This is a genomic window from Nocardioides gilvus, from assembly GCF_003194605.1.
GTDB lineage: Bacteria > Actinomycetota > Actinomycetes > Propionibacteriales > Nocardioidaceae > Nocardioides > Nocardioides gilvus.
This window is the reverse complement of record NZ_QHKY01000006.1, coordinates 142,520-166,879: the sequence shown is the minus strand read 5'-3', so window position 1 is coordinate 166,879 and position 24,360 is coordinate 142,520. Positions and strand designations below refer to the sequence as shown.

At 67.4% G+C, this 24,360-nt stretch carries 19 protein-coding genes and 1 tRNA gene; 5 read left to right on the top strand and 15 right to left on the bottom strand.

Annotated features, from left to right (window positions below):
• Positions 1–14: 14 nt before the first annotated feature.
• The 3 genes from katG to DNK52_RS14845 form a co-directional block, all read right to left on the bottom strand.
• Positions 15–2,318 carry a catalase/peroxidase HPI gene (gene katG, locus DNK52_RS14855; protein ID WP_110241814.1) on the bottom strand — a complete coding sequence of 768 codons (2,304 nt, stop codon included), beginning with the start codon at positions 2,316–2,318 and terminating at the stop codon, positions 15–17.
• A 64-nt stretch (positions 2,319–2,382) separates the two neighbouring features.
• On the bottom strand, positions 2,383–2,811 hold the full coding sequence (locus DNK52_RS14850) for a Fur family transcriptional regulator (protein ID WP_110241813.1): 429 nt from the start codon (positions 2,809–2,811) through the stop codon (positions 2,383–2,385).
• A 59-nt stretch (positions 2,812–2,870) separates the two neighbouring features.
• Positions 2,871–3,806, bottom strand: coding sequence for a LysR family transcriptional regulator (locus DNK52_RS14845; protein WP_110241901.1), 936 nt, complete (start codon positions 3,804–3,806; stop codon positions 2,871–2,873).
• 76 nt (positions 3,807–3,882) lie between these two features.
• On the opposite strand from DNK52_RS14845, the gene DNK52_RS14840 reads away from it, so the two are divergent.
• The gene (locus DNK52_RS14840) at positions 3,883–5,220 is read left to right on the top strand and encodes an FAD-dependent oxidoreductase (protein WP_239455705.1); all 1,338 of its coding nucleotides are present in this window, start codon (positions 3,883–3,885) and stop codon (positions 5,218–5,220) included.
• Positions 5,221–5,317: 97 nt separating this feature from the next.
• Here DNK52_RS14840 and DNK52_RS14835 read toward each other — a convergent pair whose 3' ends face one another.
• The gene (locus DNK52_RS14835) at positions 5,318–5,965 is read right to left on the bottom strand and encodes a fasciclin domain-containing protein (RefSeq protein ID WP_110241811.1); all 648 of its coding nucleotides are present in this window, start codon (positions 5,963–5,965) and stop codon (positions 5,318–5,320) included.
• A gap of 180 nt (positions 5,966–6,145) precedes the next feature.
• Here DNK52_RS14835 and DNK52_RS14830 point away from each other — a divergent pair, with 180 nt between their 5' ends.
• Together DNK52_RS14830 and DNK52_RS14825 are read left to right on the top strand one after the other, a co-directional pair.
• Positions 6,146–6,649, top strand: coding sequence for a hypothetical protein (locus DNK52_RS14830; protein WP_110241810.1), 504 nt, complete (start codon positions 6,146–6,148; stop codon positions 6,647–6,649).
• Complete coding sequence (locus DNK52_RS14825) at positions 6,646–7,125, top strand: DUF421 domain-containing protein (RefSeq protein WP_110241809.1); 480 nt, start codon at positions 6,646–6,648, stop codon at positions 7,123–7,125. The genes DNK52_RS14830 and DNK52_RS14825 overlap by 4 nt, the downstream gene beginning before the upstream one ends.
• Before the next feature lie 13 nt (positions 7,126–7,138).
• On the opposite strand, the gene DNK52_RS14820 is transcribed toward DNK52_RS14825, so the two are convergent.
• From DNK52_RS14820 to DNK52_RS14790, 7 genes are all read right to left on the bottom strand, one after another.
• Entirely contained in the window at positions 7,139–7,975 is an 837-nt protein-coding gene (locus DNK52_RS14820) for an alpha/beta fold hydrolase (protein WP_110241808.1), read from the bottom strand.
• Positions 7,976–8,028: 53 nt separating this feature from the next.
• Positions 8,029–8,661, bottom strand: coding sequence for a trimeric intracellular cation channel family protein (locus DNK52_RS14815; protein WP_110241807.1), 633 nt, complete (start codon positions 8,659–8,661; stop codon positions 8,029–8,031).
• 53 nt (positions 8,662–8,714) lie between these two features.
• Complete coding sequence (narI, locus tag DNK52_RS14810) at positions 8,715–9,443, bottom strand: respiratory nitrate reductase subunit gamma (RefSeq protein ID WP_110241806.1); 729 nt, start codon at positions 9,441–9,443, stop codon at positions 8,715–8,717.
• 3 nt (positions 9,444–9,446) lie between these two features.
• Entirely contained in the window at positions 9,447–10,193 is a 747-nt protein-coding gene (narJ, locus tag DNK52_RS14805) for a nitrate reductase molybdenum cofactor assembly chaperone (RefSeq protein WP_110241805.1), read from the bottom strand.
• The gene (narH, locus tag DNK52_RS14800) at positions 10,190–11,878 is read right to left on the bottom strand and encodes a nitrate reductase subunit beta (RefSeq protein WP_110241804.1); all 1,689 of its coding nucleotides are present in this window, start codon (positions 11,876–11,878) and stop codon (positions 10,190–10,192) included. The genes narJ and narH overlap by 4 nt, the downstream gene beginning before the upstream one ends.
• A 1-nt stretch (position 11,879) precedes the next feature.
• A complete protein-coding gene (locus tag DNK52_RS14795) occupies positions 11,880–15,572 on the bottom strand; it encodes a nitrate reductase subunit alpha (protein WP_110241803.1) in 3,693 nt (1,230 codons plus the stop codon).
• Between the two features lie 90 nt (positions 15,573–15,662).
• Positions 15,663–16,454, bottom strand: a complete 792-nt coding sequence (locus DNK52_RS14790) for a helix-turn-helix transcriptional regulator (protein ID WP_110241900.1) — start codon at positions 16,452–16,454, stop codon at positions 15,663–15,665.
• Between the two features lie 196 nt (positions 16,455–16,650).
• On the opposite strand from DNK52_RS14790, the gene DNK52_RS14785 reads away from it, so the two are divergent.
• Positions 16,651–17,997 (top strand): MFS transporter, encoded by a 1,347-nt coding sequence (locus DNK52_RS14785; protein WP_239455697.1) that lies wholly within the window; start codon positions 16,651–16,653, stop codon positions 17,995–17,997.
• The gene (locus DNK52_RS14780; RefSeq protein ID WP_110241801.1) at positions 17,994–19,391 is read left to right on the top strand and encodes an MFS transporter; all 1,398 of its coding nucleotides are present in this window, start codon (positions 17,994–17,996) and stop codon (positions 19,389–19,391) included. Before DNK52_RS14785 ends, DNK52_RS14780 begins: the two co-directional genes overlap by 4 nt.
• A gap of 239 nt (positions 19,392–19,630) precedes the next feature.
• On the opposite strand, the gene DNK52_RS14775 is transcribed toward DNK52_RS14780, so the two are convergent.
• The 4 genes from DNK52_RS14775 to DNK52_RS14760 form a co-directional block, all read right to left on the bottom strand.
• A tRNA-Met gene (locus DNK52_RS14775) sits at positions 19,631–19,704 on the bottom strand.
• Positions 19,705–19,759: 55 nt separating this feature from the next.
• On the bottom strand, positions 19,760–22,711 hold the full coding sequence (locus DNK52_RS14770; protein WP_110241800.1) for a UPF0182 family membrane protein: 2,952 nt from the start codon (positions 22,709–22,711) through the stop codon (positions 19,760–19,762).
• Positions 22,708–23,283, bottom strand: a complete 576-nt coding sequence (locus tag DNK52_RS14765; protein WP_110241799.1) for a PPA1309 family protein — start codon at positions 23,281–23,283, stop codon at positions 22,708–22,710. Before DNK52_RS14765 ends, DNK52_RS14770 begins: the two co-directional genes overlap by 4 nt.
• Positions 23,280–24,335: a YlbL family protein gene (locus tag DNK52_RS14760; RefSeq protein ID WP_110241798.1), complete on the bottom strand. Its 1,056-nt coding sequence runs from the start codon at positions 24,333–24,335 to the stop codon at positions 23,280–23,282. The genes DNK52_RS14765 and DNK52_RS14760 overlap by 4 nt, the downstream gene beginning before the upstream one ends.
• Between the last annotated feature and the right edge of the window lie 25 nt (positions 24,336–24,360).

Genomic DNA, 24,360 nt, shown 5'->3' with positions numbered 1-24,360 from the left:
TGCGGGGAGATCGGTCAGGGCAGCGACCGGTGCAGGTCGAACCGGTCGAGCTCCATCACCTTCGTCCACACCGCGACGAACTCCTCGACGAACGACTCCTGGGTGTCGTCGCTGGCGTAGACCTCCGCCAGGGCACGCAGCTCGGAGTGGTGACCGAAGACGAGGTCGACCAGGCTGGCGGTCCGCAGGACCTCGCCGGTGGCACGGTCCCGTCCCTCGTAGACGCCGTCACCGGCAGGCTTCCACTCGGTGCCCATGTCGAGCAGCGTCGAGAAGAAGTCGTTGCTCAGCACGCCCACCCGGTCGGTGAAGACACCGTGCTCGCTGCCGCCGTGGTTGGCACCAAGCACCCGCATGCCGCCCAGCAGGACCGTCATCTCCGGCGGGGTGAGGTCGAGCATGTAGGCCTTCTCGACCATCTGGATGTCGGCCGGCATCTGGTCCCCGGGCCGTACGTAACTGCGGAACGCGTCGGCGCGCGGCTCCATCACCCGGAACGACTCCACGTCGGTCTGCTCCTGGGTGGCGTCCGTACGCCCCGGGTGGAACGGCACGGTGATCTCGACGCCCGCGTCGCGAGCTGCCTTCTCGATCGCCGCATTGCCTGCCAGCACGATCAGGTCGGCCACCGAGATGGCCTTGCCGGAACCGGCCGCACCGAACTCGTCGCGGATCCGCTCCAGCTCGCCGAGCACCTTGGAGAGCTCGGCCGGGTCGTTGGACTCCCAGTCCTTCTGCGGAGCAAGGCGGATCCGGGCACCGTTGGCGCCACCGCGGAAGTCGGTCTTGCGGAAGGTGGACGCCGAGGCCCAGGCGACGCGGACCAGCTCGGGCACGGTCAGTCCAGACTCCAGCACCAACGCCTTGAGCGAGGCGACGTCGGAGTCGTCGACCAGGTCGTGGTCGACGGCCGGCACCGGGTCCTGCCACGGCTGCGACTCCGGCACCCACGGCCCGAGGTAGCGCTGAGCCGGACCCATGTCGCGGTGCAGGAGCTTGTACCAGGCCCGGGCGAAGGCGTCGGCGAACTCCTCGGGGTTCTCGTAGAAGTGGCGCGAGACCTTCTCGTACGCCGGGTCGAAGCGCAGCGCGAGGTCGGAGGTCAGCATCCGGGGCTCGCGGTGGCTCGACGGGTCGTGGGCCATCGGCACCAGATCGGATCCGGCACCGTTCTTGGGACGCCACTGCTTCGCGCCGGCCGGGGACTCGAAGAGCTCCCACTCGTAGCTGAAGAGGATGTGGAAGAACTCGTTGTCCCACCGGGTCGGGTGGTAGGTCCAGGTGACCTCGAGGCCGGACGTGATGGTGTCGTCGCCCTTGCCGGTGCCGTACGTGCTCTCCCAGCCCAGGCCCTGCTTCTCCACCGGCGCAGCCTCGGGCTCGTCACCGACGTTGTCGGCGGGACCGGCGCCGTGGGTCTTGCCGAAGGTGTGGCCACCCGCGATCAGGGCGACGGTCTCCTCGTCGTTCATCCCCATGCGGCGGAAGGTCTCGCGGATGTCGCGAGCCGAGGCGCGGGGGTCCGGGTTGCCGTTGGGGCCTTCAGGGTTGACGTAGATCAGACCCATCTGGACCGCGCCCAGCGGCTCGGCCAGATCACGCTCACCGGCGTAGCGCTCGTCGCCCAGCCAGGTGTCCTCGGGGCCCCAGAAGATCTCCTCGGCCTCCCAGACGTCCTCGCGGCCGAAGCCGAAGCCGAAGGTGGGCAGTCCCATGTCCTCCAGGGCGACGTTGCCGGCGAAGACCAACAGGTCGGCCCACGAAATCTTGCGGCCGTACTTCTTCTTCACCGGCCACAGCAGACGGCGCGCCTTGTCAAGGCTGACGTTGTCGGGCCAACTGTTCAGGGGGGCGAACCGCTGCTGGCCGGTCCCGCCGCCACCGCGGCCGTCATAGATCCGGTACGTGCCGGCCGAGTGCCAGCTCATCCGGATGAAGAGGCCGCCGTAGTGGCCGAAGTCAGCAGGCCACCAGTCCTGGGAGTCACGCATGACGGCGACGATGTCGGCCTTCAATGCCTCGACGTCGAGGCCCTCGAACTCCTTCGCGTAGTCGAAGTCGCTCGGCAACGGTGCGGAGGCCGGCTGGTTGGTGCGCAGGACAGAGAGGTCGACCTGGTTGGGCCACCAGTCACGGTTGCCCCGTGGTCGGGCAACCTGCGGCTCCGGCGACGGGATCGCGGGGTTCTCGCTCTCGCTGCCGCCCGATCCCCGGGCGGAGTCAGGCATGACCGGGCAGCCGGCCTCCGCCTTGCGCTCCGTGCCCTGGGGGTCAGTGGGGGCCTCGGTGGGGGTGTCGTTGTCTCGACTCTCGGTCATGGTTCCTTCCGGGATTCCTCGTGGGGGGGCTGGGCAGTGTGGAAAGTCGGATGGGGCGACGCACTCACGCGGTGGCGGCGGCGCACCCGGGGCAGGTGCCCCAGTAGACGACCTCGGCCTCGTCGACCAGGTAGCCGTGGTCGTGAGAGGCGACCAGACACGGTGCGGCGCCGACGGCACAGTCGACGTCCTCGATCGCGCCACAGCCTCGGCAGACCACGTGGTGGTGGTTGTCACCGGTGCGTGCCTCGTAACGCGCCGTGGCGCCGGCCGGCTGGATACGCCGCAGGATGCCGGTGTCGGTGAGGGCTCGCAGCACGTCGTACACCGCTTGGTGGGAGACCGCACCCAGGTCGGCGCGTACGCGTTGGATCACCGCATCGGTGTCGAGGTGCGGCTCGGCATGCACTGCGGCCAGGACGGCCATCCGCGGCCGGGTGACCCGCAGCGAGGCCCTGCGCAACTCGGAGGCGAAGTCCGGCGTCGTGCTCATGACACAAAGATGCCGCCACTTCTTGAATCAGTCAAGGTTTGACTTGGGCGCGGCGCTCGCTACTGACGACCACCGCGCGCACTCGCAGCGGCCAGGGCCACGAGGTCCCGGCCGGGACCTTCGGCAGGCTGGGGACCTCCCACCCAGACCGCGTGGAGCACCCGGGTCAGGTCCACTCCACTGACCGGGATGGCCACCAGACGGCCGGAGGTCAGGTCGTCGCGCACGGCATGCGTGCCGAGGACCGCCGGCCCGGCCCCTGCGGAGACGGCGGAACGCACGGCGGTGGTGCTGGAGAGTTCGAGGACCGGAGAGGAACGTTCGTGCCCCTCGAGCGCGCGATCGAGGACCGTGCGGGTCCCGGACCCCGCTTCGCGCACCACCAGGGGCGTCGCAGCCAGCAGGGCTGCGGTCACCGGCTTGCCACGGCGCGCGGCCCACGGGTGCGAGGGGCCCACGACGAGGATCAACTCGTCGACGCCGACGCGGCGGTGGCGCAGACCACTGGGGGCCTCCGGGCCCTCGACGAAGCCCAGATCCACCGAGCCGGCGGTGACGAGGCCGACGACGTTGGCCGTGTTGGTCGCTGTCAGCGTGATGTCGGTCACAGGGACCCCGCTCTTCGTCTGCCGCGCGCGCAGCGCGACCATCCATCCCGGGAGCAGGTGTTCGGCGATCGTGAGGCTCGCCGCGACGTCCAGGTGGGCACTTCGATCACGTCGCAGCGAGGCGATGCCGGCATCCAGCTCGGCGGCAGCGTCGACGACCTTCACCGCCCACTGGCTCAACAACTCTCCGGTGGCGGTGAGCTCGGATCCACGCTTGCTGCGCGAGACGAGCGCCTCTCCGACGAGCGCCTCCATGGTCCGCATCCGCGCGCTGGCGGCCTGTTGACTGATCCCGAGATCGGCCGCCGCTGCCCCGAGACTCCCCGCCTGACCGACCCGCAGCAGCAGCTCGAGCGAGCGGAGATCAGGGACGTGGGAACCGAGCATGGTCACAACCGTACATTGTGATAACCCAATCACAATGGCTTTGTGCTCACCCGATCCCTCCCGGAGAATGATGGACATGACTCTCCGTGTTGCCGTTGTGGGCGCTGGCCCTGCCGGAATCTATGCCGCCGACATCCTCACCAAGTCCGACGTGGACGTCTCCGTCGACCTGATCGAACGCCTCCCGGCACCCTTCGGTCTGGTCCGTTACGGCGTCGCACCGGACCACCCCCGCATCAAGGAGATCATCAAGGCCCTCCAGCGCGTCCTCGCCAAGCCCGAGGTCCGCTTCCTGGGCAACGTCAACTTCGGTGAGGACGTCAAGCTCGAGGACCTACGGGACTTCTACGACGCCGTCATCGTCTCCACCGGCGCCATGGCCGACCGCGACCTCAACATCCCCGGCGAGGGCCTCTCCGGCTCGCACGGTGCCGCTGACTTCGTCTCCTGGTACGACGCCCACCCCGACGTCTCGCAGACGTGGGAGTTCGGCGACGGCGAGAAGGTCGCCGTCATCGGCGTCGGCAACGTCGCCCTCGACGTCGCCCGGGTGCTCGCCAAGACCGCCGACGAGATGCTCACCACCGACATCCCGGCCCACGTCCACGCTGGCCTGCAGTCGAAGAAGATCACCGACGTGCACGTCTTCGCCCGCCGTGGTCCGGCGTACGCGAAGTTCTCGCCGCTGGAGCTGCGCGAGCTGAACCACTCCCCCAACGTCGAGGTCGTCGTGCACCCCGAGGGCTTCGAGGTCGACGACCACTCGATGCAGCACATCACCAAGAACAAGCAGTCCAAGATGGTGCTCGACACCCTCGCCAACTGGGTCGGCCGCGACCTCGAGGGCAAGTCCCACCGCATCCACCTCCACTTCATGGAGTCCCCGGTCGAGATCACCGGTGAGGACGGCAAGGTCGTCGGCCTGCGCACCGAGCGCACCGAGCTCGTCGGCGACGGATCCGTGCGCGGCACCGGCGAATTCACCGACTGGGACGTGCAGTCCGTCTACCGTGCCGTCGGCTACCGCAGCACCGCCCTGCTCGGCCTGCCGTTCGACGAGAACAACTGGGTCATCCCCAACGACAAGGGTCGCGTCCTCGACATCGACGGCAACCCGATCCCCGGCACCTTCGTGACCGGTTGGGTCAAGCGTGGCCCCGTCGGTCTCATCGGACACACCAAGTCGGACGCTGCCGAGACCGTGGCCAACCTGCTCGAGGACACCGTCGAGACAGCCCCGGCCCGCACTCCCGAGGACGTCGACGCCTACTTGCGCGAGCGCGGCATCGACCTGGTCACCATGGAGCACTGGGAGCAGATCGACGCCCGCGAGATCGCTCTGGGCGAGGCGCAGGAGCGCCTGCGTCTCAAGCTCGCGACGCGCGGCGAGATGTTGGACGCGCGCACCGTCTGAGGTACGCGTCCCAGCACCAGGCACCGCACCACGCAGCGAGGCCCCACCCGAAGAGCTCGGGTGGGGCCTCGTCGGCTGTGGGCCGAGGTGGTGCAGATCAGACGTCGATCGGGCGCAGCACCAGGAAGATGCCGTGCGCGATCTGCTTGTTGCCCTTGTTGATGTCCAGCTTGCCCGGAGCCAGGATCGGGTCCGAGTCGTTGCTGTCCAGGTCGCGCAACTTCACGAGCCCGAACCGCTTGGACAGGACGTCCACTGTGATCTCCCCGCCCTGAGCGGTGGCCAGAGCGGCCCCGTCGGAGTTGAGAGCAGTGCGCGAGTCGATGGTCGCGCCCGGCACCACGTGGTAGAGCAGGACCTGCTCGATGGTGTCGACCCCGGCCGCCTCGACCAGCGCGTTGAAGGCCTTCTTCTCCGAGAAGTAGTACTTGCCGGTGAGGTCCTTGGCCAGCAACTTGAACGACACGTCGTTGGGCAGGAACGCGGTCAGCGCGGTGTCGCCGTCAGTCAGCACGGAGACCGCACTGTCAGGCTTCGCCTCGAGTACCGCGAGCACTGCTTCGGTGAGGATGTCGTAGTCGAACGGGTTGCGGTCGAACTGGTTGCCGTCCGCCGTCAGCACGGCGGCGAGGCTCCTGTTGCCGGTCGGCTCGGCCTCGGCAGCGGTGGCGGTCGTCGGAGCGAGCAGCCCGGCTCCCAACACTGCTGCGGTGGCCAAACTGGCTGCAACTCTGCGAATCTTCATGGTTTCCTCCCGATAGGCGTGGGCCACCCAGCGCGGCCCCTGCATGCGTGCTTCGCAACAACCATGCAATCGGTTTGGTCGGTCCAGAGGAATCCCCAACACGAGGTAGGGCCCCCTCCACGGACGGGATTGGACGCCCACTTCCTCGGGTAATGAGGTGTGGACGAAAGGAGCGATGCCATGTCATACCCCACCACGGAGGTCGAAGGCCCCCGCCACGAACGGAGAGCCACCGTTCGCCGAGTCGGCATCGCCCTGCTCGTCCTCTTCCTGGTGGTCGTGATGACCGGGGCACTCGGCCCCCGAACGGCACAGGTATCGGCCGCAGGCCCCGTGACGGAGTTGGACGTCACCCATCCCGCGGTCGTCCGGTCCGGTCTGGCCAGCGAGATGACGGCCACCTGGCGGCAGGAAGAGGGGGTGGGGGCCACGCGACTTTCGGTCGATCCAGCCCTGCTCGCTGCTCTGGGCATCGAGCGCATCGAGCCCGCCCCCCGGGGTGAGACCTCCGACGGGACCCGACTCCTCCTCGACTTCGAGCCGACCGGCGCCCAGAGCTACACCGTGACCTTCTCCGGTCGGGTCCCCACTCGAGCGACACCACAGAAGCTGCAGTGGGAGCTGACCCTGCTCGACCCCGCTGCGCCACTCACCGTCGAGGCAACCACCTGGGTGCTGCCATGATCGAGACGGTGGCGACCACCACGCTGATGTTCTTCGCGCTGGCGGTCGTCCTGCGGCTGATGGGCAAGCGCGAGCTCGCCCAGATGTCGGCCTTCGAGCTCGTCATCCTCTTCCTGATGGGTGACATCACCGCCGAGGCGCTCGTCTCCGAGGACACCTCCTTCATCGGCGCCCTCACCATCGTGGCCACCTTCGCGCTGCTCACCGTGCTCCTCTCCTGGGCGGCCTTCCGGTGGCCGAAGCTGCGGCCTGCGATCGACGGGGTGCCCTGCATCGTGATCACCGACGGTGAGCCCGACCGCAACGTGATGCGCCGCGAACGGCTCACCATCGAGGACCTCAACGAGGCGGCGAGGGCCCAGGGCATCCGGGACCTCGCCGACATCGAGCTGGCCGTGCTGGAACCGAGCGGGAAGTTCTCACTCTTTGCCCGGACCACCCAGGACGTCCCGGACGAGGGACCCCGCGTCATCTGAGCGATACCGCGGGTCAGTCGATCAGGAATTCCAGCAACGCCTCGTTGACCTCCGCAGCGTGGGTCCACAGCAGTCCGTGGGGCGCACCCTCGACCTCGACGTACGTCGCAGCCGGAAGAGCCACGGCGAAGCGCTGGGCGGTGGCCTCGATCGGCAGGACCCGGTCGGCGGTGCCGTGCAGGATCAGGGCCGGCACGTCGATCGAAGCGAGGTCCCCGCGGAAGTCGGTGGGCCAGGTCAGCGGAGCTGCCGCCGAGGCGATGGCGCCGCTGGTCGCGGCCACCCGAGCGTGGTGGTCGAGCGCCTCCTGGCTGATCCTGCTGCCGAGGGTCTCGTCGAGGTTGAAGAAGTTCTCGAAGAAGCCGGTGAAGAAGGCGTACCGGTCAGCCTTCACGTCAGACACGATCCCCTCGAAGAACTCAGCTGGTGCTGCCCCGTCCGGGTTCTCCTCCGTCTTGAGCAGGTAGGGCTCGAGCGACCCGAGGAAGGCGACCTTCGCGACCCGGTCGGAGCCGTGCCGGCTGAGGTAGCGGGCCACCTCACCAGTGCCCATGGAGAACCCGACGATCACGACGTCGCGCAGGTCGAGGGCATCGACCAGGGTGGCCAGGTCGTCGGCAAAGGTGTCGTAGTCATAACCGCTCGACGCATGGGTCGAGCGGCCGAATCCCCGTCGGTCGTAGGTGATCACGCGGTGCCCGGCGTCGAGGAGCGCGGCGGTCTGCTTCTCCCAGGACCGTCCGTCCAACGGGTACCCGTGGATCAGGACGACCGGTTGTCCGCTGCCCTGGTCCTCGTAGTGGAGCTCGATCGGAGTGCTGTTCTCGGTGCCAACCTTGATGAATGCCATGCTCCTTGCTAGCGCGCCACCCCGGGCTCGCGCAAGCCTCACGCACTCCCGCGTCACTCCTGCGGTTCGAAGCCACGAGGCCTCGGGGCGTGCAGATCCAGGCGTACGCCCACCATCCGGATCACGAAGCAGGCCAGCGCAGCGAGCACCGGCGCCAGTGCGACGGGTCCCAGTCCGTGGCCCACGACCGTGAGGGTGGCCGCGACGAGCGCCGGGATCGCGTACAGCTCGGAGCGCAGCACCGTCGGCACCCGCTGCAGCATCATGTCGCGGATGGTCCCGCCACCCACCGCGGTGACGGCCCCCAGGATCACGGCCTGAACCGGCCCGAGACCGAACTCGAGCGCTTTGCCGGCACCGGTGACCGCGAAGAGGCTGAGACCTGCTGCGTCGAGGACGGTGATCGGCATCGTCAGACGGGTCAGCCTGGCGCCGAGACCGAAGGCGACCAGCGCGCCTGTCGCTGCGACCGCGAGGTAGCGCCAGTCACTGAACGTGGCCGGCGGCACGTCCCCGATCATGATGTCGCGCACGATCCCACCGCCGAGTGCGGTGATGACGCCCAGGGTGAGGACGCCGATGATGTCGATGCGTGCCACCCGGATGGCGGTCAGCGCACCGTTGAGGGCAAACGCGAAGACTCCGGCCAGGTCCAGGACGAGGAGAAGGGTGAGGTCGACGTCCACACCGCACCCTCCTGCCTCGCTCGCTCGTCCGCTCGTCGTCGGTCGGCGCGACCCTACTTCGAGAGGCTGTCCCAACCCTGACGCGGTCGGTGGCTGCCGAGCTTCTGGTCGCGGCTGCGGTAGACGATGTAGGGCCTGGTCAGGTAGCCGACCGGCGCGGAGAAGACGTGCACCAGGCGGGTGAAGGGCCACAGGGCGAAGAGCGCGAAGGCGACCAGCGCATGTGCCTTGAAGCCGATCGGGGCCTCGGCCATCAGCGACGCGTCGGGCTGGAAGGCGAGGAACGAGCGGTACCAGACCGAGACTCCTTCGCGGTAGTTGTACTCCCCGCCGAGGGTGAAGATCGATCCCGCGATCGTGTTCCACATGCCGAAGAAGATCGCCACTCCCAGGAAGAGGTACATCACCTTGTCCATGGTCGTGGTCGCCGAGAAGACCGGCCCGACAGTGCGGCGACGGTAGATCAGGATCACCATTCCGACCGTGGCGGCGATGCCGGCAGCGAGACCGCCTCCGACCGCGGCGTAGTGGTACATGTGGTCGTTGATGTTGACCGCTTCGGTCCAGGAGATCGGGATCAGCAGCCCGATCACGTGACCGCCCACCACCCCGAGCATCCCGAAGTGGAAGAGCGGCGACCCGATGCGCAGCATCTTGTCCTCGTACAGCTGGGAGGACCTGGTCGTCCAGCCGAACTTGTCATAGCGGTAGCGCCAGAAGTGTCCGACCACGAAGGTCGCGAGGCACAGGTAGGGCACGATCACCCACAAGAAGATGTCCATGGTTCAGCGCCCTCCAGGGAACGACGGCATCGGGAGTACAACCGGCCCGGACGAGGCAGGTGGCGCCGAGTCCTGGTCAAACATCGGGGTCTCGTACGGCGAGAGCCCCACCTCCTCCTCAGGAGGACCTTCGGCGGCCAGACGGCGTACGGCGTCCATGCCCTGGTCGTCCATCGGGGGCAGCGTGGCCGTGATCGCCGTGACGGCCCCGACCCAGGGAGAGCTCTCCGCGTCCAACGAGAGCCGCAGCAGCTCCAGACCGGCGCGGTGGTCGACCATCAGCTGGCGCCCCGCCTGCGGGTCGACGAGTGCGGCGAACTCCAGCACCACGCAGAGGTGATCAGGCAGCTCGGCGCCGGCGGCGGTCGACTCGTCGATCTCGACGCCGGCCTGCGCGTACGTCTGCTTGAAGCGCAGCAGCGCCAACCCGCGCTTGCGGGTGTCACCGTGCGCGAAGTAGGTGAGGAAGAGGTTGTTGCGCTTGCGGTTGTCGAAGGTGCCGACGTACTCGGCCTGCAGCTCCTCGACCGACATCTGGCCCAACCGGACGACACAGTCCAGAAGGGGCTCCCGTACGCCGGTGGGCAGGTCGGCCGCGGCCTCGCGGACCGCTTGCAGGCGGCTCTCCGTGTCGACGCCCGGATAGTCGAGCAGGAGCGACGAGGACTGCCACACGGTCGCGTGATGCTGTGGCCCCACCTCGTCGCCGCGGCTCACACGGTTGGCGCGCGGACCCTTGGGCCACTTCATCGCAGGTCCGCCGTCTCCGCCGGACCGTCCGGGCCGTCAGCTGCCTCCGTGCGGGGCGGGAAGAGTCCCGTCGGGGCTCCCTTGCCGTCCCAGTTGAGCAGGTTGACCCGGCTCTCCTTGTCATCGGGAGACGCCATGGAGTCGGAGGTCTGGCGGTCCTTCAGCATCTGGAAGTTCTCCACCGCGAGGGGCGTCTGGGCACCGGACCCCTCACCGAAGTAGTCCTGCTGTCCACCGCCGTACTTCGCGACGTCGCAGTCGGTACCGATCTCCTCCAACGAGTGGGCCTGCTCGGCGTGCGCCGGCGGGATGACGTACCTGTCCTCGTACTTGGCGATCGCGAGGAGGCGGTACATGTCGTACATCTCCTCCTCGGTCATGTCCACGGACGCAGGGATGGAGCCGTCGGGCTCGCGACCCATGTTGATGTCACGCATGTAGGAGCGCATGGCGGCGAGCTTCTTGAGCACCTTGTTGACCGGCTCGACGTCACCGGCCGTGAAGAGCTCGGCGAGGTATTCGACGGGGATCCGCAGGGCGTCGATCGCAGCGAAGAGGTTGGTGGTGTCCTCCGCGTCGTAGCCGGTGTCCTTGACGACGTCGACCACCGGCGAGAGCGGCGGGATGTACCAGACCATCGGCATCGTCCGGTACTCCGGGTGCAGGGGCAACGCCACCTTGTAGGTGTTGATCAGAGCGTGGATGGGCGACCGCTTGGCGGACTCCAGCCAGTCGTGCGGGATCCCGTCGCGTTCGGCGGCCGCGATCACCTCGGGGTCGTTGGGGTCCAGCAGCAGCGAGCGCTGGGCCTCGTAGAGCAGGTGCTCGTCCTCGATCGAGGCCGCCTCCAGCACCCGGTCAGCGTCGTAGAGGATGAGGCCGATGTAGCGCAGTCGTCCGACGCAGGTCTCCGCACAGACCGTCGGCAGTCCCACCTCGATCCGCGGGAAGCAGAAGGTGCACTTCTCGGCCTTGCCGGTCTTGTGGTTGAAGTAGACCTTCTTGTACGGACACCCCGAGACGCACATCCGCCACCCGCGGCACCTGTCCTGGTCGACCAGGACGATGCCGTCCTCCTCGCGCTTGTAGATCGCGCCGCTGGGGCACGACGCGGCGCACGAGGGGTTGAGGCAGTGCTCGCAGATCCGCGGCAGGTAGAACATGAAGGTCTGCTCGAACTCGAACTTCACCTTGTCGGCGATCTTCTTGAGCATCGGGTCGAGCTTGAGGGTGGCGGCCGAGCCACCCAGGTTGTCGTCCCAGTTGGAGGACCACTTGACCTTCATGTTCTTGCCGGTGAGCAGCGACTTGGGCCGGGCCACCGGGGTGTGCTGCTGGGCCGGAGCGTCGGTCAGCGTCGAGTAGTCGTAGGTCCAGGGCTCGTAGTAGTCCTGGATCGAAGGCATCTTGGGGTTGGAGAAGATCGTGGCGAGCTTCTTGAGGCGGCCACCCGCCTTGAGCTTGAGTCGGCCGCGCTTGTTGAGCTCCCAGCCGCCCTTCCACTCCTCCTGGTCCTCGTAGCGACGTGGGTACCCCTGGCCGGGACGGGTCTCGACGTTGTTGAACCAGACGTACTCGGTGCCGGTGCGGTTGGTCCAGGCCTGCTTGCAGGTGACCGAGCAGGTGTGGCACCCGATGCACTTGTCCAGGTTCATGACCATGGCCATTTGAGCCATCACGCGCATGTCAGTACTCCACGTCCTGCGAGCGGCGACGGATGACCGTCACCTCGTCGCGCTGGTTGCCGGTCGGTCCGATGTAGTTGAACGCCCACGTGAGTTGGGCATAGCCACCGATCAGGTGGCTGGGCTTGACCAGGAGGCGGGTCAGCGAGTTGTGGATGCCTCCGCGCTTGCCGGAGGTCTCTGCGATCGGCACGTCGATCAGCCGGTCCTGCGCGTGGTGCATGTAGACCGTGCCCTCCGGCATCCGGTGCGAGACGATGGCACGGGCCACGACGACGCCGTTGCGGTTGACCGCCTCGATCCAGTCGTTGTCCTCCACGCCGACCTTGGCCGCGTCCTTGTCACTCATCCAGATGTTCTGACCACCGCGCGACAGCGACAACATGAAGAGGTTGTCCTGGTACTCGCTGTGGATCGACCACTTGTTGTGGGGCGTCAGGTAGCGCACCGTCACCCCCTCGACCGCGGGCCCGTCCGGGCCCGCCACGTCACCGATCGCCGGCTCCGAGAAGAGCGCCGCCATGTTGAGCGGTGGCCGGAAGACGGGCAGTCCTTCACCCAGCTCGGTCATCCAGTCGTGGTCCAGGTAGAAGTGCTGGCGCCCGGTCAGGGTGTGCCACGGCTTGAGCCGTTCGACGTTGATGGTGAAGGGCGAGTAGCGGCGTCCTCCGGACTCCGAGCCGGACCACTCCGGCGAGGTGATCACGGGCACGGGCGCGGCCTGGGTGTCGGCGAAGGTGATCTGCTTGCCCTCGTGCTCTGCGGCCAGGTCGTGCATCAGGTGACCCGTGCGCTTCTCGAGTTGCTTGAACCCCTGCACGGCCAGGTGCCCGTTGGTGGTGCCCGACATCGCGAGGATCGCCTCGCAGACGTGCACGTCCTTCACGAGCGAGGGACGCCCGTCGGCCGCGCCGCCCCGGATGGCGCCGTTCTTGGCGCGCAGGTACTCGACCTGCTTGGTGAGGTCGTAGGTGACCGCCTTGGTGGTGGCCCCGAGCTTCTCCGCCAGCGGGCCCAGTGCGTTCAACTTGTCGCTGACCGCGCCGTAGTCACGTGTGACCTCGACCAGTTTGGGCATCGTGACGCCCGGGATCGGCTCGCACTCCCCCAGCTTCCAGTCCCGCACCACACCGTGCGGGTTGGCCATCGCGTCCGGAGTGTCGTGCGTGAGCGGCACGGCGACCAGGTCCGTACGTGTGCCCAGACGCGGCCCCGCCAGTTCGCTGAACTTCGCTGCGATCGCCCGCCAGGTGTCCCAGTCGGTCCGGGTCTGCCACGGGGGCGCGATCGCGGGGTTGAAGGAGTGGATGAAGGGGTGCATGTCGGTGGTGTTGAGGTCGTGCTTCTCGTACCAGGTGGCCGCCGGCAGCACGACGTCGGAGAAGATCGTGGTGCTCGTCTGGCGGAAGTCCAGGGTCAGCAGCAGGTCGAGCTTCCCCTCGGGAGCCTCGTCGTGCCATTTCACGTCGCGTGGCCGCAGCCCCTCCGGAGTCTCCGTGGCCCGCACCGAGGAGTCGGTGCCGAGCAGGTGCTTGAGGAAGTACTCGTTGCCCTTCGACGACGAACCGATCAGGTTGGCTCGCCAGATCGAGAGGATCCGTGGGTAGTTCCCCGGACCGTCCGGGTCCTCGCAGGCGAAGTTGATCGAACCGTCCTTGAGCCCGGCCACCACGTGGTCGCTGGTCGTGACCCCGGCGGCGGTGGCCTCCTCGGCCAGGTCGAGCGGGTTGCGGTCGAAGGTCGGGTACGAAGGCGACCACCCCATCCGGGCACTCTTCGCAATGACGTCTGCGGTGGACTGGCCGGCGAACTTGCCGGTCGCACTGGTGGCCGAGAGGGTGTCGGCGCTGAACTGGTCGTAGCGGAACTGGTTGCTGTGCAGGTACCAGAACGCGGTCTGGATCATGTTGCGCGGCGGACGGTTCCAGTCGAGCGCGTTGGCGATCTGGTTGTAACCGGTGATGGGACGGACCTTCTCCTGCCCGACGTAGTGGGCCCACCCACCGCCGTTGACCCCTTGGCACCCGGTCAGCGTCGTGAGCGCGAGGAAGGTGCGGTAGATCGTGTCGGAGTGGAACCAGTGGTTGGTCCCCGCACCCATCAGGATCATCGAACGACCCTTGGAGTCCTCGGCGTTCTGCGCGAACTCACGACCGATCCGGGCCGCGGCCTCACCGGGCACGCCGGTGAATCGCTCCTGCCAGGCCGGGGTGCCGACCGAGTCGGCGTCGTCGTAGCCGCTCGCCCACTGGCCCGGAAGACCGTCGCGACCAACGCCGTACTGGGCCAGCATCAGGTCGAGCACGGTGGTGACCAGGTGCCCCTCAACCCGGCGTACGGGGACGCCGCGGTTCAGCGACTGGGCCGAACCGTCGGGGTTGTCGAAGCGAGGCAGCTCGATCTCGACTGCTTCGGTGCCGGCGCCGGCCAAGGTGAGCAGCGGGTCGACCTCGCCGAGATCGAGGTTCCACTTGCCTTCGCCGTCGGGTCCGAAACGGTGACCGAGGCTGCCGTTGGGCACGACCGCTTCACCCGTCGCGGAGTCGATGAGCACGGTCTTGAACGCTGCGTTCTCGTCGCCGGCGTGGGCGGCGAGGTCCTCGGCGGTGAGGAACTTGCCAGGGCGGTGCACCCCGTCCTCACCGGCCTCGACCTTCACCAGGAACGGCAGGTCGGTGTACTGCTTCGTGTAGTGGGTGAAGTAGGGAGTCTCCCGGTCGACGTAGAACTCCTTGAGGATCACGTGACCCATCGACATCGCGAGCGCACCGTCGGTGCCGGGGTTGGCCGGCAGCCACTCGTCGGCAAACTTCACGTTGTCGGCGTAGTCGGGCGCGACCGCGATGACCTTCTGGCCGCGGTAGCGGGCCTCGGTCATCCAGTGCGCGTCGGGCGTCCGGGTGACCGGGACGTTGGAGCCCCACATGACGAGATAGCCGGCGTCCCACCAGTCCCCCGACTCGGGCACGTCGGTCTGGTCACCGAAGACCTGCGGCGAAGCTACCGGCAGGTCGGCGTACCAGTCGTAGAAGGAGAGCATCGAGCCGCCGATGAGGTTCATGAAGCGCGCGCCCGAGGCGTGCGAGACCATCGACATCGCCGGGATCGGCGAGAAGCCGGCCACCCGGTCAGGGCCCCACTTGGCGATGGTGTGCACGTGGGCGGCGGCGACCATCTCGACCGCTTCGTCCCAGCTCGCCCGCACCAGACCGCCCTTGCCCCGCGCGGACTTGTACGCCTTCGCTCGCGCCGGGTTGTCGACGACGTGGGCCCACGCCTTGACCGGGTCGCCGCCGTGCTGTGACTTCGCCTCGCGGTACATCTGCAGCAGCACGCCACGGACGTACGGGTAACGCACCCGGGTCGGCGAGTAGGTGTACCAGGAGAAAGCCGCACCACGCGGGCAGCCGCGGGGCTCGTACTCCGGGGAGTCCGGCCCTGCCGAGGGGTAGTCGGTCTGCTGCGTCTCCCACGTGATGATCCCGTCCTTGACGTAGACCTTCCACGAGCAAGAGCCGGTGCAGTTGACGCCGTGGGTCGAGCGGACGACCTTGTCGTGGCTCCATCGGTCACGGTAGAAGTCGTCGGCCTCGCGGCCGCCCTTCTTGGTCAAGGTGCGCAGGTCATCGGAGACCTTCGCCTTGGTGAAGAACCGGCGACTGCGGACCAGCGCGTCGCTGAGCGGCCCGTCCATTCCGATCTCACGGCTGTCGCTGCCTTGGGGTTGGACGTCAGTGCTCACAGTGATCCTCACGTAGCGTGCGGTGCTTGAGTGTGATGCAGGTTACACAGAATTGGGGATGGTGTGGTGGGTGGGATGAGAGGGGCGTGGGGTGCCTTCTGGGCTGCGGTCGCGACCACGGAAGGGCATCCGGGTGGTGATGTGGGCCTGGCAGAGGGCGGGCCCGACGAAGGGCTGCAGACTCACGTCGACGGCCTCCTCGCCCAGTTGCCCCAGGGCCCCGACAATGATTCCTCGGTGCACGCCGCAGACCACGGCGGGCGACGACCGGGCCAGGTCGAGGAACGGGCAGTGGTGCAGGTCGACGGTCGTGGTGCGACCTCCGCGCGAGGTCGTGAGCTCGGGCGTGTAACCCCACTCCTCCAGCACGTCGACCATGCGTCCCACCTTGCCCAACCACTCGCCCGGTGTCGAGGCCCCCGGACCCTCGACATGGGGCACGTTGTCCTGCGCCCACCGACGTCCTGCCTCCTCCGGGGTCACGCCCGAGGTGAAGGTGCCGACCAGCAACGCGGTCAACTTCTTGAGCGCCTCCGCGTCCCGCTCCTCGGACAGGGATCCGGGGGCCACGCGGTAGATCTTCCGTGGGCGTCCTACCCCGAACCTGGCGGTGAACTCCGCCTCCAGCAAACCTGCAGCGACGAGCTGGTCGACGTGAAAACGCACCGTGGAGACGTGGAGCTCGAGCTCTGTCGCCAACTGTGCAGCCGTCAGCCCCGGGAGGTCGTCAGGGTCCGGTCGGTGAGCGGCCAGCACATCGACGAGCGCACGACGCACAGGAGACACGAGCAGGTCGACTCCCCTAGGGTCGTCGTCATACGAAGTGCCGTGCATCACACCTTCTCCTTTTGGAGGAATTTGATACATCTAAACACATCGGCGCAGTCATCCGCACCGGGGCACACCACCCGCCGAATCCAGCGGGACAAGTGCGTCAGATCACCTCGAATGTGGTCCACCAGCCCATTCACCCCGTGTAGGTTCGGATCAGATTAAGAGGATTCAACTCGTCCAAATGAAGGAGCGAGTCTTGACCACCACTCCCCTCCCCGGCGCGAATCGAGTGCTGTGGCTCTCGACCATCGGGTTCACCCTGATGTTCGCCGTCTGGCTGATGTTCGGCATCCTCGGCAAGCCGATCCAGACCGAGTTCGGGCTCACCGAGGTCCAGCTCTCCTGGATCGTGGCCGCCGCGGCGCTCAACGGATCGTTGTGGCGCCTGCCGGCCGGCATCATCACCGACCGGATCGGCGGCCGGAAGGTGATGACCTTCCTGCTGCTGGCGACCGCCGTGCCGGCCTTCCTGGTCTCGCAGGTCGAGTCCTACGGCATGCTGCTGGTGCTGGCCTTCCTCGTCGGGTTTGCCGGCAACGCCTTCTCAGCCGGTATCGCGTGGAACTCGGTCTGGCAGCCGCGTGAGCGCCAGGGCTTTGCCCTCGGCCTCTTCGGCGCCGGCAACGTCGGCGCTTCCGTCACCAAGTTCATCGGCCCCCCGCTCATCGCCGGCACCGCGGGTGCCACCTACTTCGGGGTCCTGGACGGCGGGTGGCGACTGGTTCCCGTGGTCTACGCCGTGCTCCTGGTCGTGATGGCTGCTGCGCTGTGGTTCGGCACCCCGAGCCAGGACCGCATGCCCGGCACCGGGATGCCGTTGCGGCAGCAGCTGACCCCGTTGAAGGAGTTGCGGGTCTGGCGATTCTCGCTCTACTACGTCGCCGTCTTCGGCGCCTACGTCGCTCTGGCCTCCTGGCTGCCGATCTACTACATCGACAACTTCGGCGTCTCGCTGCAGACCGCGGCGCTGCTGACCGCCACGTACATCTTTCCTGCCTCGCTGCTGCGCCCGTTCGGCGGCATGATCTCGGACCGCTACGGTGCTCGCCGCGCCATGTACTGGACCTTCGCGGTGATGCTCCTGGTGACCGGCATCCTGATGATGCCCAACGGACACATCGTGATCGACCACCCCGACGGCACGCAGAGCTCACACCTGGCCTACTCGATCGGGCTCGTGCCGTTCGCGATCCTTGTCTTCCTCCTGGGTTGCGCCATGGGCGTGGGCAAGGCTGCGGTCTTCAAGCACATCCCGGAGTACTTCCCCGACAACGTCGGCTCCGTCGGCGGTTTGGTCGGGATGCTCGGCGGGCTGGGTGGCTTCTTCCTGCCGCCGCTCTTCGCCTACACGAAGGCGTGGTCGGGCTTCCCGTCCAGCACCTTCTTCGTCCTCTTCATCCTGACCGCGATCTGCGCCCTCTGGATGCACTGGACCGTGGTGCACATGTTGCACCGCGAATCCCCCGAACTGGCGGGTCTCCTGGAGAGCCCCCGTGACAACGAGAACTCGCAGGACACCGCACCTGAGGAGGTACGAGCATGAGCAGCAGCCCGACAGCACGCAGCGACGGCGAATGGTTGCAGGAATGGGATCCGGAGAACGAGGAGACCTGGGACAAGGGTCTTGCCTGGAAGACACTCTCGATCACGACGTTCTCGCTCTTCCTCGCCTTCGTGGCGTGGTTCCTGCCCAGCGCCCTGATCCCCAAGCTCAACCCGCTCGGCTACAGCTTCACCACCGCTCAGCTCTACTGGATGGCCGCAATGCCGGGCCTCTCGGCCGGTCTCTTCCGACTGCTGTGGATGGTCCTTCCTCCGATCATGGGCACCCGGAAGATGGTTGCCCTCACCTCGCTGCTGCTGGTCTTCTCCACCCTGGGCTGGGGCGTACGGGTCCAGGAGCCCACCGCCCCCTACTGGGAGCTCATGGCCCTGGCCTTCCTCGCCGGCATCGGCGGCGGAGCCTTCTCCGGCTTCATGCCCTCCACCTCGTACTTCTTCCCCAAGCGGATGCAGGGCACGGCGCTCGGCCTGCAGGCGGGCCTGGGCAACTTCGGCGTCTCCGCCGTCCAGTTGCTGACGCCCTACCTGATCGGCTTCTCCGCGCTGGCCTTCTTCGGCAGCACCCAGTCGATCTCGATGCCCGGCAAACCGGCCCAGGACGTCTGGTACCAGAACGCAGCCTTCATCTGGATCCCCTTGATGGTGCTCGCTGCGATCCTGGCCTGGACGATGCTCAAGTCGGTGCCGATCAAGGCCAACATCAAGCAGCAGTTCGACATCTTCAGCAACAAGGACACCTGGTTGATGACGCTGCTGTACATCATGACCTTCGGTACGTTCTCGGGCCTGGCCGCGCAGTTCGGTCTGCTGATGGCTGACCTGTACGGCATCAACAACCCTGAGATCGTCGAGGGCACGGGGGCTGCGGCCACCGTGCTGATCGAGGGCTACGCGGTCCCGGACGTGGTGAAGTTCGTCTTCCTCGGCCCGCTCGTCGGCGCCGCGGCCCGAGTGGTCTTCGCCCCGCTGACCGACCGGATGGGAGGCGCGATCTGGACCCTCGTCTCCGGTCTCGGTCTGATCGTCTCCATCGCCTTCACCATCCCGGCCCTCACCCCCGACACCACCTCGGCGGCCACCCTCGACGCCGGCTTCAACCAGTTCCTGTGGGGAATGCTCGCGATCTTCCTCTTCACCGGCATCGGCAACGCCTCCACCTTCAAGCAGATGCCGATGATCTTCGAGAAGCGTCAGGCCGGTGGAGTGATCGGATGGACCGCGGCCATCGCGGCCTTCGGCCCCTTCTTCTTCGGGGTCGGGGTGACCACCTTCGGGCCGACTGTCTTCTACTCCTTCGGCATCGCCTGGGCCGTCATGTGCGTCGCCATCACCTGGCAGCGCTACGCCCGCAAGGGGGCCCCGAAGCCGGGTTGAGTTCGGATCCAACGCGTCCAGGGCGTCAGCACCGAAGAGTCCTCTTCCGTGCTGGCGCCCTGATTCGATTCCGGCGTCCTGGGTGCCGGTGCCATGAGGAGCGGCTCGACGAGGCCCATCGACCGAGGGCCCGGCCGCCGACATGGAGGAGGACTCATGGCTCCCCCGCGGGTCGACTCCGCAGTTGGCCCCGCAATGCAGTCAGGCCCGGATCCTGAGGATCCGGGCCTGACATTTTGTAGCGGGGACAGGATTTGAACCTGTGACCTCTGGGTTATGAGCCCAGCGAGCTACCGAGCTGCTCCACCCCGCGTCGGTGAACAGAACTTTACCTGACGGCTGTCTGCCCACCTAATCGGGGTGTTTCCTCAGGATCCAGAGAGCTCCACGGCCTCGTTGACCAGGTCCTTGGCCTTCTCGATCGCCTCGGCCCAGGCGACGGTGTCGCCCTCGCGCTGCGCCTCGTCGGCGGCCTCGAACTCGGTCTCCGCCTCGGCCAGGAGATCACGGATCTGGTCGTTGACCGAGCCGGTCGGCTCGGCCGGCTCCTCCGCGCCCCCGGGCTCGGCCGGTTCGGCAGGCTCGGCAGGTTCCTCGTTCTGCTCGTCCTCGACGCCGAGCACGTCCGCGATGGCGCCGCGCAGGGTGGTGTCGATGCCGACCCTGCCGCCGTACGAGACGAGCACGAAGCTCAGGATCGGGTAGCTGGACTCGGTGGCGTCCCGGCGTGCGTACAGGGGCTGCACGTACATCAGACCGTCGCCGACCGGCAGCGTGAGCAGGTTGCCGTACTGCGGGTTGATGCCACCCTGGGTGAACGAGAAGATCTCGTCACGGACGTCCTCGTCGGAGGCGATCTCGTTGGCCACCAGAGCCGGACCGTTGGTCCGCTCGTCGGAGAGCTGCAGGACCCGGATCTTGCCGTAGTCCTCACTCGTGGCGTCGGAGTTGACCGAGACGAACGACGCCAGGTTGTTCTTCTCACGCGGCACGTAGACCGAGGTGAGCGACCACTGCTGCTCGGCGTTCGGGTCCTCGTCCCCCTGGGGGTTGACGAAGAGCCGGTACGGCGGCTGCAAGCTGCCCTGGGAGTTGGGGTCCTCGGGGACCTCCCACCGGTCGTTGCCGGCGTACCAGTCCTTGGGATCGGTGACGTGGTAGCGGGCGAACTGGAAGCGCTGCGCCTTGAAGAGGTCCTCGGGATAGCGCAGGTGCGGGATCAGCGCCTCGGGGATCTCGTCCTTGTCGAGCACCGCGTCGGGGAACACGTTGCGCCACACCTTCAGGATCGGGTCCTGCTCGTCCCACTCGTACAGCTTCACGGTCCCGTCGTAGGCGTCCACCGTCGCCTTGACCGCGTTGCGGATGTAGTTGACCTCGTCGGTGGGCAGGGTCTGGAAGGCCGGCGCATCCTGCAGGGAGTCGTCGGTCATCTCCTCGAAGGACTCCTTCTGCGACAAGGGGTACTTGTCGGTGACGGTGTATCCGTCGAGGACCCACTGGATCCGACCCTCGACGACGACCGGGTAGGGGTCGGAGTCGACCGTCAGCCACGGCGCGACCTTCTCCACCATCTGACGGGGGTTGCGGTCGTAGAGGATCTTGCTGTTCTGGTTGATCCGGCCCGACAGCAGGAAGTTCGGCTCACCGAACTTGACCGCGTACAGCAGCTTCGTGAAGACGCTGCCGACCGGCACCCCGCCGGTCCCGTCGTACGTGGTGGTCGGCCTCGCGCCCTCGTCGTCCTCGGCACCGGGGAGATCCAGCTCGACGCTGTTCGACTCCTCGTTCTCCTTGCCGACGATCGAGTACGACGGGCTCAGCTCACCGAAGTAGACGCGTGGCTCGTACGGCTCGTCACCGAGATTGCTGAGCGCCTTCTGGTCGGCCTGCTGACCTTCGGCCCACTGGATCGACTCGGCCTGGTTGCGGTTGTCACCGGGGCGCTGGTTGGCGTAGGCGGCGATCATGCCGGTGCCGTGGGTGTAGACGGTGTGCAGGTTGGACCAGTTCTGGTCGCCGGCGGCGAGACCCGTCTGGTCGAGCTCGCGGACACCGAGGACGACCGCGCGCTCCTCCCCGTCGAACTCGTAGCGGTCGACGTCGAGGACCTCCGCGACCGAGTAGTAGGCACGCACCTGCTGCTGCTGCTCGAAGGTCTGGCTCACCAGCTTGGGGTCGACCAGAGGAACCGAGGAGGTGCCGGTCTCCAGGGAGGCGAGAGCCGTCCCCAGGTCGGGGGCACTGGTGTATCGAGAGACTTCGATGTCGTCGAGGTCATAGGCCGCACGCGTCGCCGCGATGTTCTTCTCGATGTAGGCGGCCTCCTTGTCGGGCTGGTTCGGCGCAACCTGGAAACGCTGCACCACACCGGGCCACAGCAGGCCCATCAGGACGGCGGAGAGAGCCAGCAACGCCACACCGACCGAGGGCAGCACCCAGCCGCGGCGCCAGACGTTGAGGAAGAAGAGGACTGCACAGATCGCAGCGATACCGATCAGGATGTTCTTCGCCGGGAGCACCGCGTTCTCGTCGGTGAAGTTCATTCCGGTGATCAGCGAGCCGCTCTCCGCGAGCAGGTCGAAGCGGTCCAGCCAGTAGTCAGCAGCCTTCGCGAGCACCGCGATGCCGAGGAGCACCGAGACCTGGACCTGGGCGGCCGGGCTCAACCGGTCGCGCTGGGCCTGGAGACGAATGCCGCCGTACAGGTAGTGCACGACCACCGCAGCCAACAGGCCCACGATCGCCAGGGCGAGCACGAAGTCGGCCATGAAGTGCAACCACGGGAGGTCGAAGACGTAGAACCCCACGTCGCGGTCGAAGAAGGGGTCCTTGGTGCCGAAGGGCTCGGAGTTGAGCCACATCGTGAACTCACGCCACTGACCGGCGCCCGAGGCGCCGGCGAAGAGACCCATGAGGGCAGCGATGCCCGCCAGCGCCCAACCCCGCACCGGGGTGATGGCCTGGCGGTACCGGTCCAGGTTGTCCTGCTCCAGCGACGACGGCCTGAAGAGCGGACGGAACCGGAAGGCGAGGTACATGTTGAGGGCGACGACGCCACCCATCAGCAGGCCCGTGACCAGGAAGAGGCCGACCCGGGTCAGGATCAACTTGTCGAAGACACCGCGGAAGTCGACCGCACCGAACCAGGCCCGCTCGGTCCAGAAGGACGAGAATGCGCTCAGCAGCAGGAATCCCACGAGCAGGACCGCAGCCGTGATCACCAGCGCGCGGGAGCGTTTCTGCGGCGCGGCGGGCGGGGGCGGCGGCGCGGGCGCAGCGGCCCCGGGCGGACCCGGAGGCCCGAACAGACCACTCATGAGGTCTCTCCATTCTCGTCGACCTCGCGCAGGGTGCCGAGGACAAGTTCGATGAGGCCGGGGACCAGGTCGGTCCCGTCCACGACGGACTGCTCGTCGTCGTGGGCCTTGAGTCGCAGTGCGCAGTAGGTCGAGCCGGTACGAGTGGCACCGGCCACCATCCGTACCTCTTGGCGCAGGGGGTGCTGACGAGCGAAGGCAGCAGCCTCGGTGGGGTCGGTGGGGATCTCCTCGTCGACCTCAGGCGGGAGGACCAGGCGCTCGATCACCACGGCACACCCGTCGACCGTGGGCGGCCAGACGATCGTCTCCAGCGCCTCCTCGATCGGGTTCTCCGCGTTGTACTGCTCCTGCTCGATCGCGGTGAGTGACCCGGGCACGGCCGTTTCGGCGAGGCCCATCATCTCGGCCATCTGCGGCTCGGCCGCGATGAAGCGGTGGGTGTCGACCAGTGCGTAGAGGCGGGCCGGTTGGTCCCAGCCCTCGCGTCCGACGTGGGCCTCCACCTCGAGCACGGCCGAGGCCAGTGCGGGGTCGGGGAGGGTGGTGCCTTCTGAGGGCTCCTGGGTCACTTGTCTGCGTTCCTCTCACAGCTGGGTAGTGCAGCGTCCGGGTCGTCGACCCAGGTCTTGACCGACGCGAGTGCGTCGTCGAAGTTGGTGGCCTTGACCAGCCGCATGTCGCCGTTGCGTGCGCCGAGGGCTTCGTCGCAGTTGGCAGCGGGGACCAGGAAGAGTTCGGCGCCGTCGTCGCGCGCCGAGGCGATCTTCTGGGCGATCCCCCCGATCGGACCGACGGCGCCGTCGGGAGCCATCGTGCCCGTGCCGGCGACGGCTCCGCCACCGGTCAACGACCCGGGAGTGAGGGTGTCGTAGATGGCCATCGCGAAGATCAGACCGGCGCTGGAACCGCCGATGTTCGGGTCCACGTTGATGTCCACGTCGAAGGGGAAGTCGTAGCCGGCCCCCGGGGTGATGCCGATCATCGAGGTCCCGTCGACGTCACGGGGGGTCACCGCGACCGAGAGGTCCTTGCCGTCGCGGCGGACCCGGAAGTCGATCGGGTCTCCGGCAGGGACCGACTGCACCGCGGTCACGACGTCCTGGGGCGTCACGATCGGTGTGTCGGCCACGTTGACGAGCACGTCACCGACCTCCAGCTTGCCCTGCGCCGGGAACCCCTCGCGGACCTGGTAGATCTCGACGGCGGGCGAGGGCTCGCGGCCCAGCGCCTTCAACGCCACCGCGGCCGCGACGTCCTGGGAAGAGGCCATCGCCACCGCACCCTGGATGTCGACGTCCTCGCGGGTCTGGTCGGGCGCGTAGACGGCGTCATACGGGAGCACGGCCTTGTCCCGGTCGAACCACGCACCCATCACCTCGAAGAGGTTGACCTTGCTGGCCGGGCGGGTCACGTAGACCGCAGTCAGCATCAGCTCTCCGTCGGTGCGGAACGTCTCCTCGTCGGCGACCTGCACGATCTCGCCCTCGGCGCCCTCACCCAACACGTCCTGGGTGATGCCGGGTGAATAGACGATGTAGGGAAGGGGCGCCACGACCGCCACGATCCACAGTGCAACCACGAGCGGCAACGCAAGGATGCCCGCAAGGGTCCGCTGACTCATGGTGCAACCCTCTCAAACAACGCAA

What these genes read in the sequence shown, in the direction of transcription:
- katG (WP_110241814.1), bottom strand. Translation starts at nt 2,318, where the DNA reads ATGACCGAGAGTCGAGACAACGACACCCCCACCGAGGCCCCCACTGAC.
- DNK52_RS14850 (WP_110241813.1), bottom strand. Translation starts at nt 2,811, where the DNA reads ATGAGCACGACGCCGGACTTCGCCTCCGAGTTGCGCAGGGCCTCGCTG.
- DNK52_RS14845 (WP_110241901.1), bottom strand. Translation starts at nt 3,806, where the DNA reads ATGCTCGGTTCCCACGTCCCTGATCTCCGCTCGCTCGAGCTGCTGCTG.
- DNK52_RS14840 (WP_239455705.1), top strand. Translation starts at nt 3,883, where the DNA reads ATGACTCTCCGTGTTGCCGTTGTGGGCGCTGGCCCTGCCGGAATCTAT.
- DNK52_RS14835 (WP_110241811.1), bottom strand. Translation starts at nt 5,965, where the DNA reads ATGAAGATTCGCAGAGTTGCAGCCAGTTTGGCCACCGCAGCAGTGTTG.
- DNK52_RS14830 (WP_110241810.1), top strand. Translation starts at nt 6,146, where the DNA reads ATGTCATACCCCACCACGGAGGTCGAAGGCCCCCGCCACGAACGGAGA.
- DNK52_RS14825 (WP_110241809.1), top strand. Translation starts at nt 6,646, where the DNA reads ATGATCGAGACGGTGGCGACCACCACGCTGATGTTCTTCGCGCTGGCG.
- DNK52_RS14820 (WP_110241808.1), bottom strand. Translation starts at nt 7,975, where the DNA reads ATGGCATTCATCAAGGTTGGCACCGAGAACAGCACTCCGATCGAGCTC.
- narI (WP_110241806.1), bottom strand. Translation starts at nt 9,443, where the DNA reads ATGGACATCTTCTTGTGGGTGATCGTGCCCTACCTGTGCCTCGCGACC.
- narJ (WP_110241805.1), bottom strand. Translation starts at nt 10,193, where the DNA reads ATGAAGTGGCCCAAGGGTCCGCGCGCCAACCGTGTGAGCCGCGGCGAC.
- narH (WP_110241804.1), bottom strand. Translation starts at nt 11,878, where the DNA reads ATGCGCGTGATGGCTCAAATGGCCATGGTCATGAACCTGGACAAGTGC.
- DNK52_RS14795 (WP_110241803.1), bottom strand. Translation starts at nt 15,572, where the DNA reads ATGGACGGGCCGCTCAGCGACGCGCTGGTCCGCAGTCGCCGGTTCTTC.
- DNK52_RS14790 (WP_110241900.1), bottom strand. Translation starts at nt 16,454, where the DNA reads ATGCACGGCACTTCGTATGACGACGACCCTAGGGGAGTCGACCTGCTC.
- DNK52_RS14780 (WP_110241801.1), top strand. Translation starts at nt 17,994, where the DNA reads ATGAGCAGCAGCCCGACAGCACGCAGCGACGGCGAATGGTTGCAGGAA.
- DNK52_RS14770 (WP_110241800.1), bottom strand. Translation starts at nt 22,711, where the DNA reads ATGAGTGGTCTGTTCGGGCCTCCGGGTCCGCCCGGGGCCGCTGCGCCC.
- DNK52_RS14760 (WP_110241798.1), bottom strand. Translation starts at nt 24,335, where the DNA reads ATGAGTCAGCGGACCCTTGCGGGCATCCTTGCGTTGCCGCTCGTGGTT.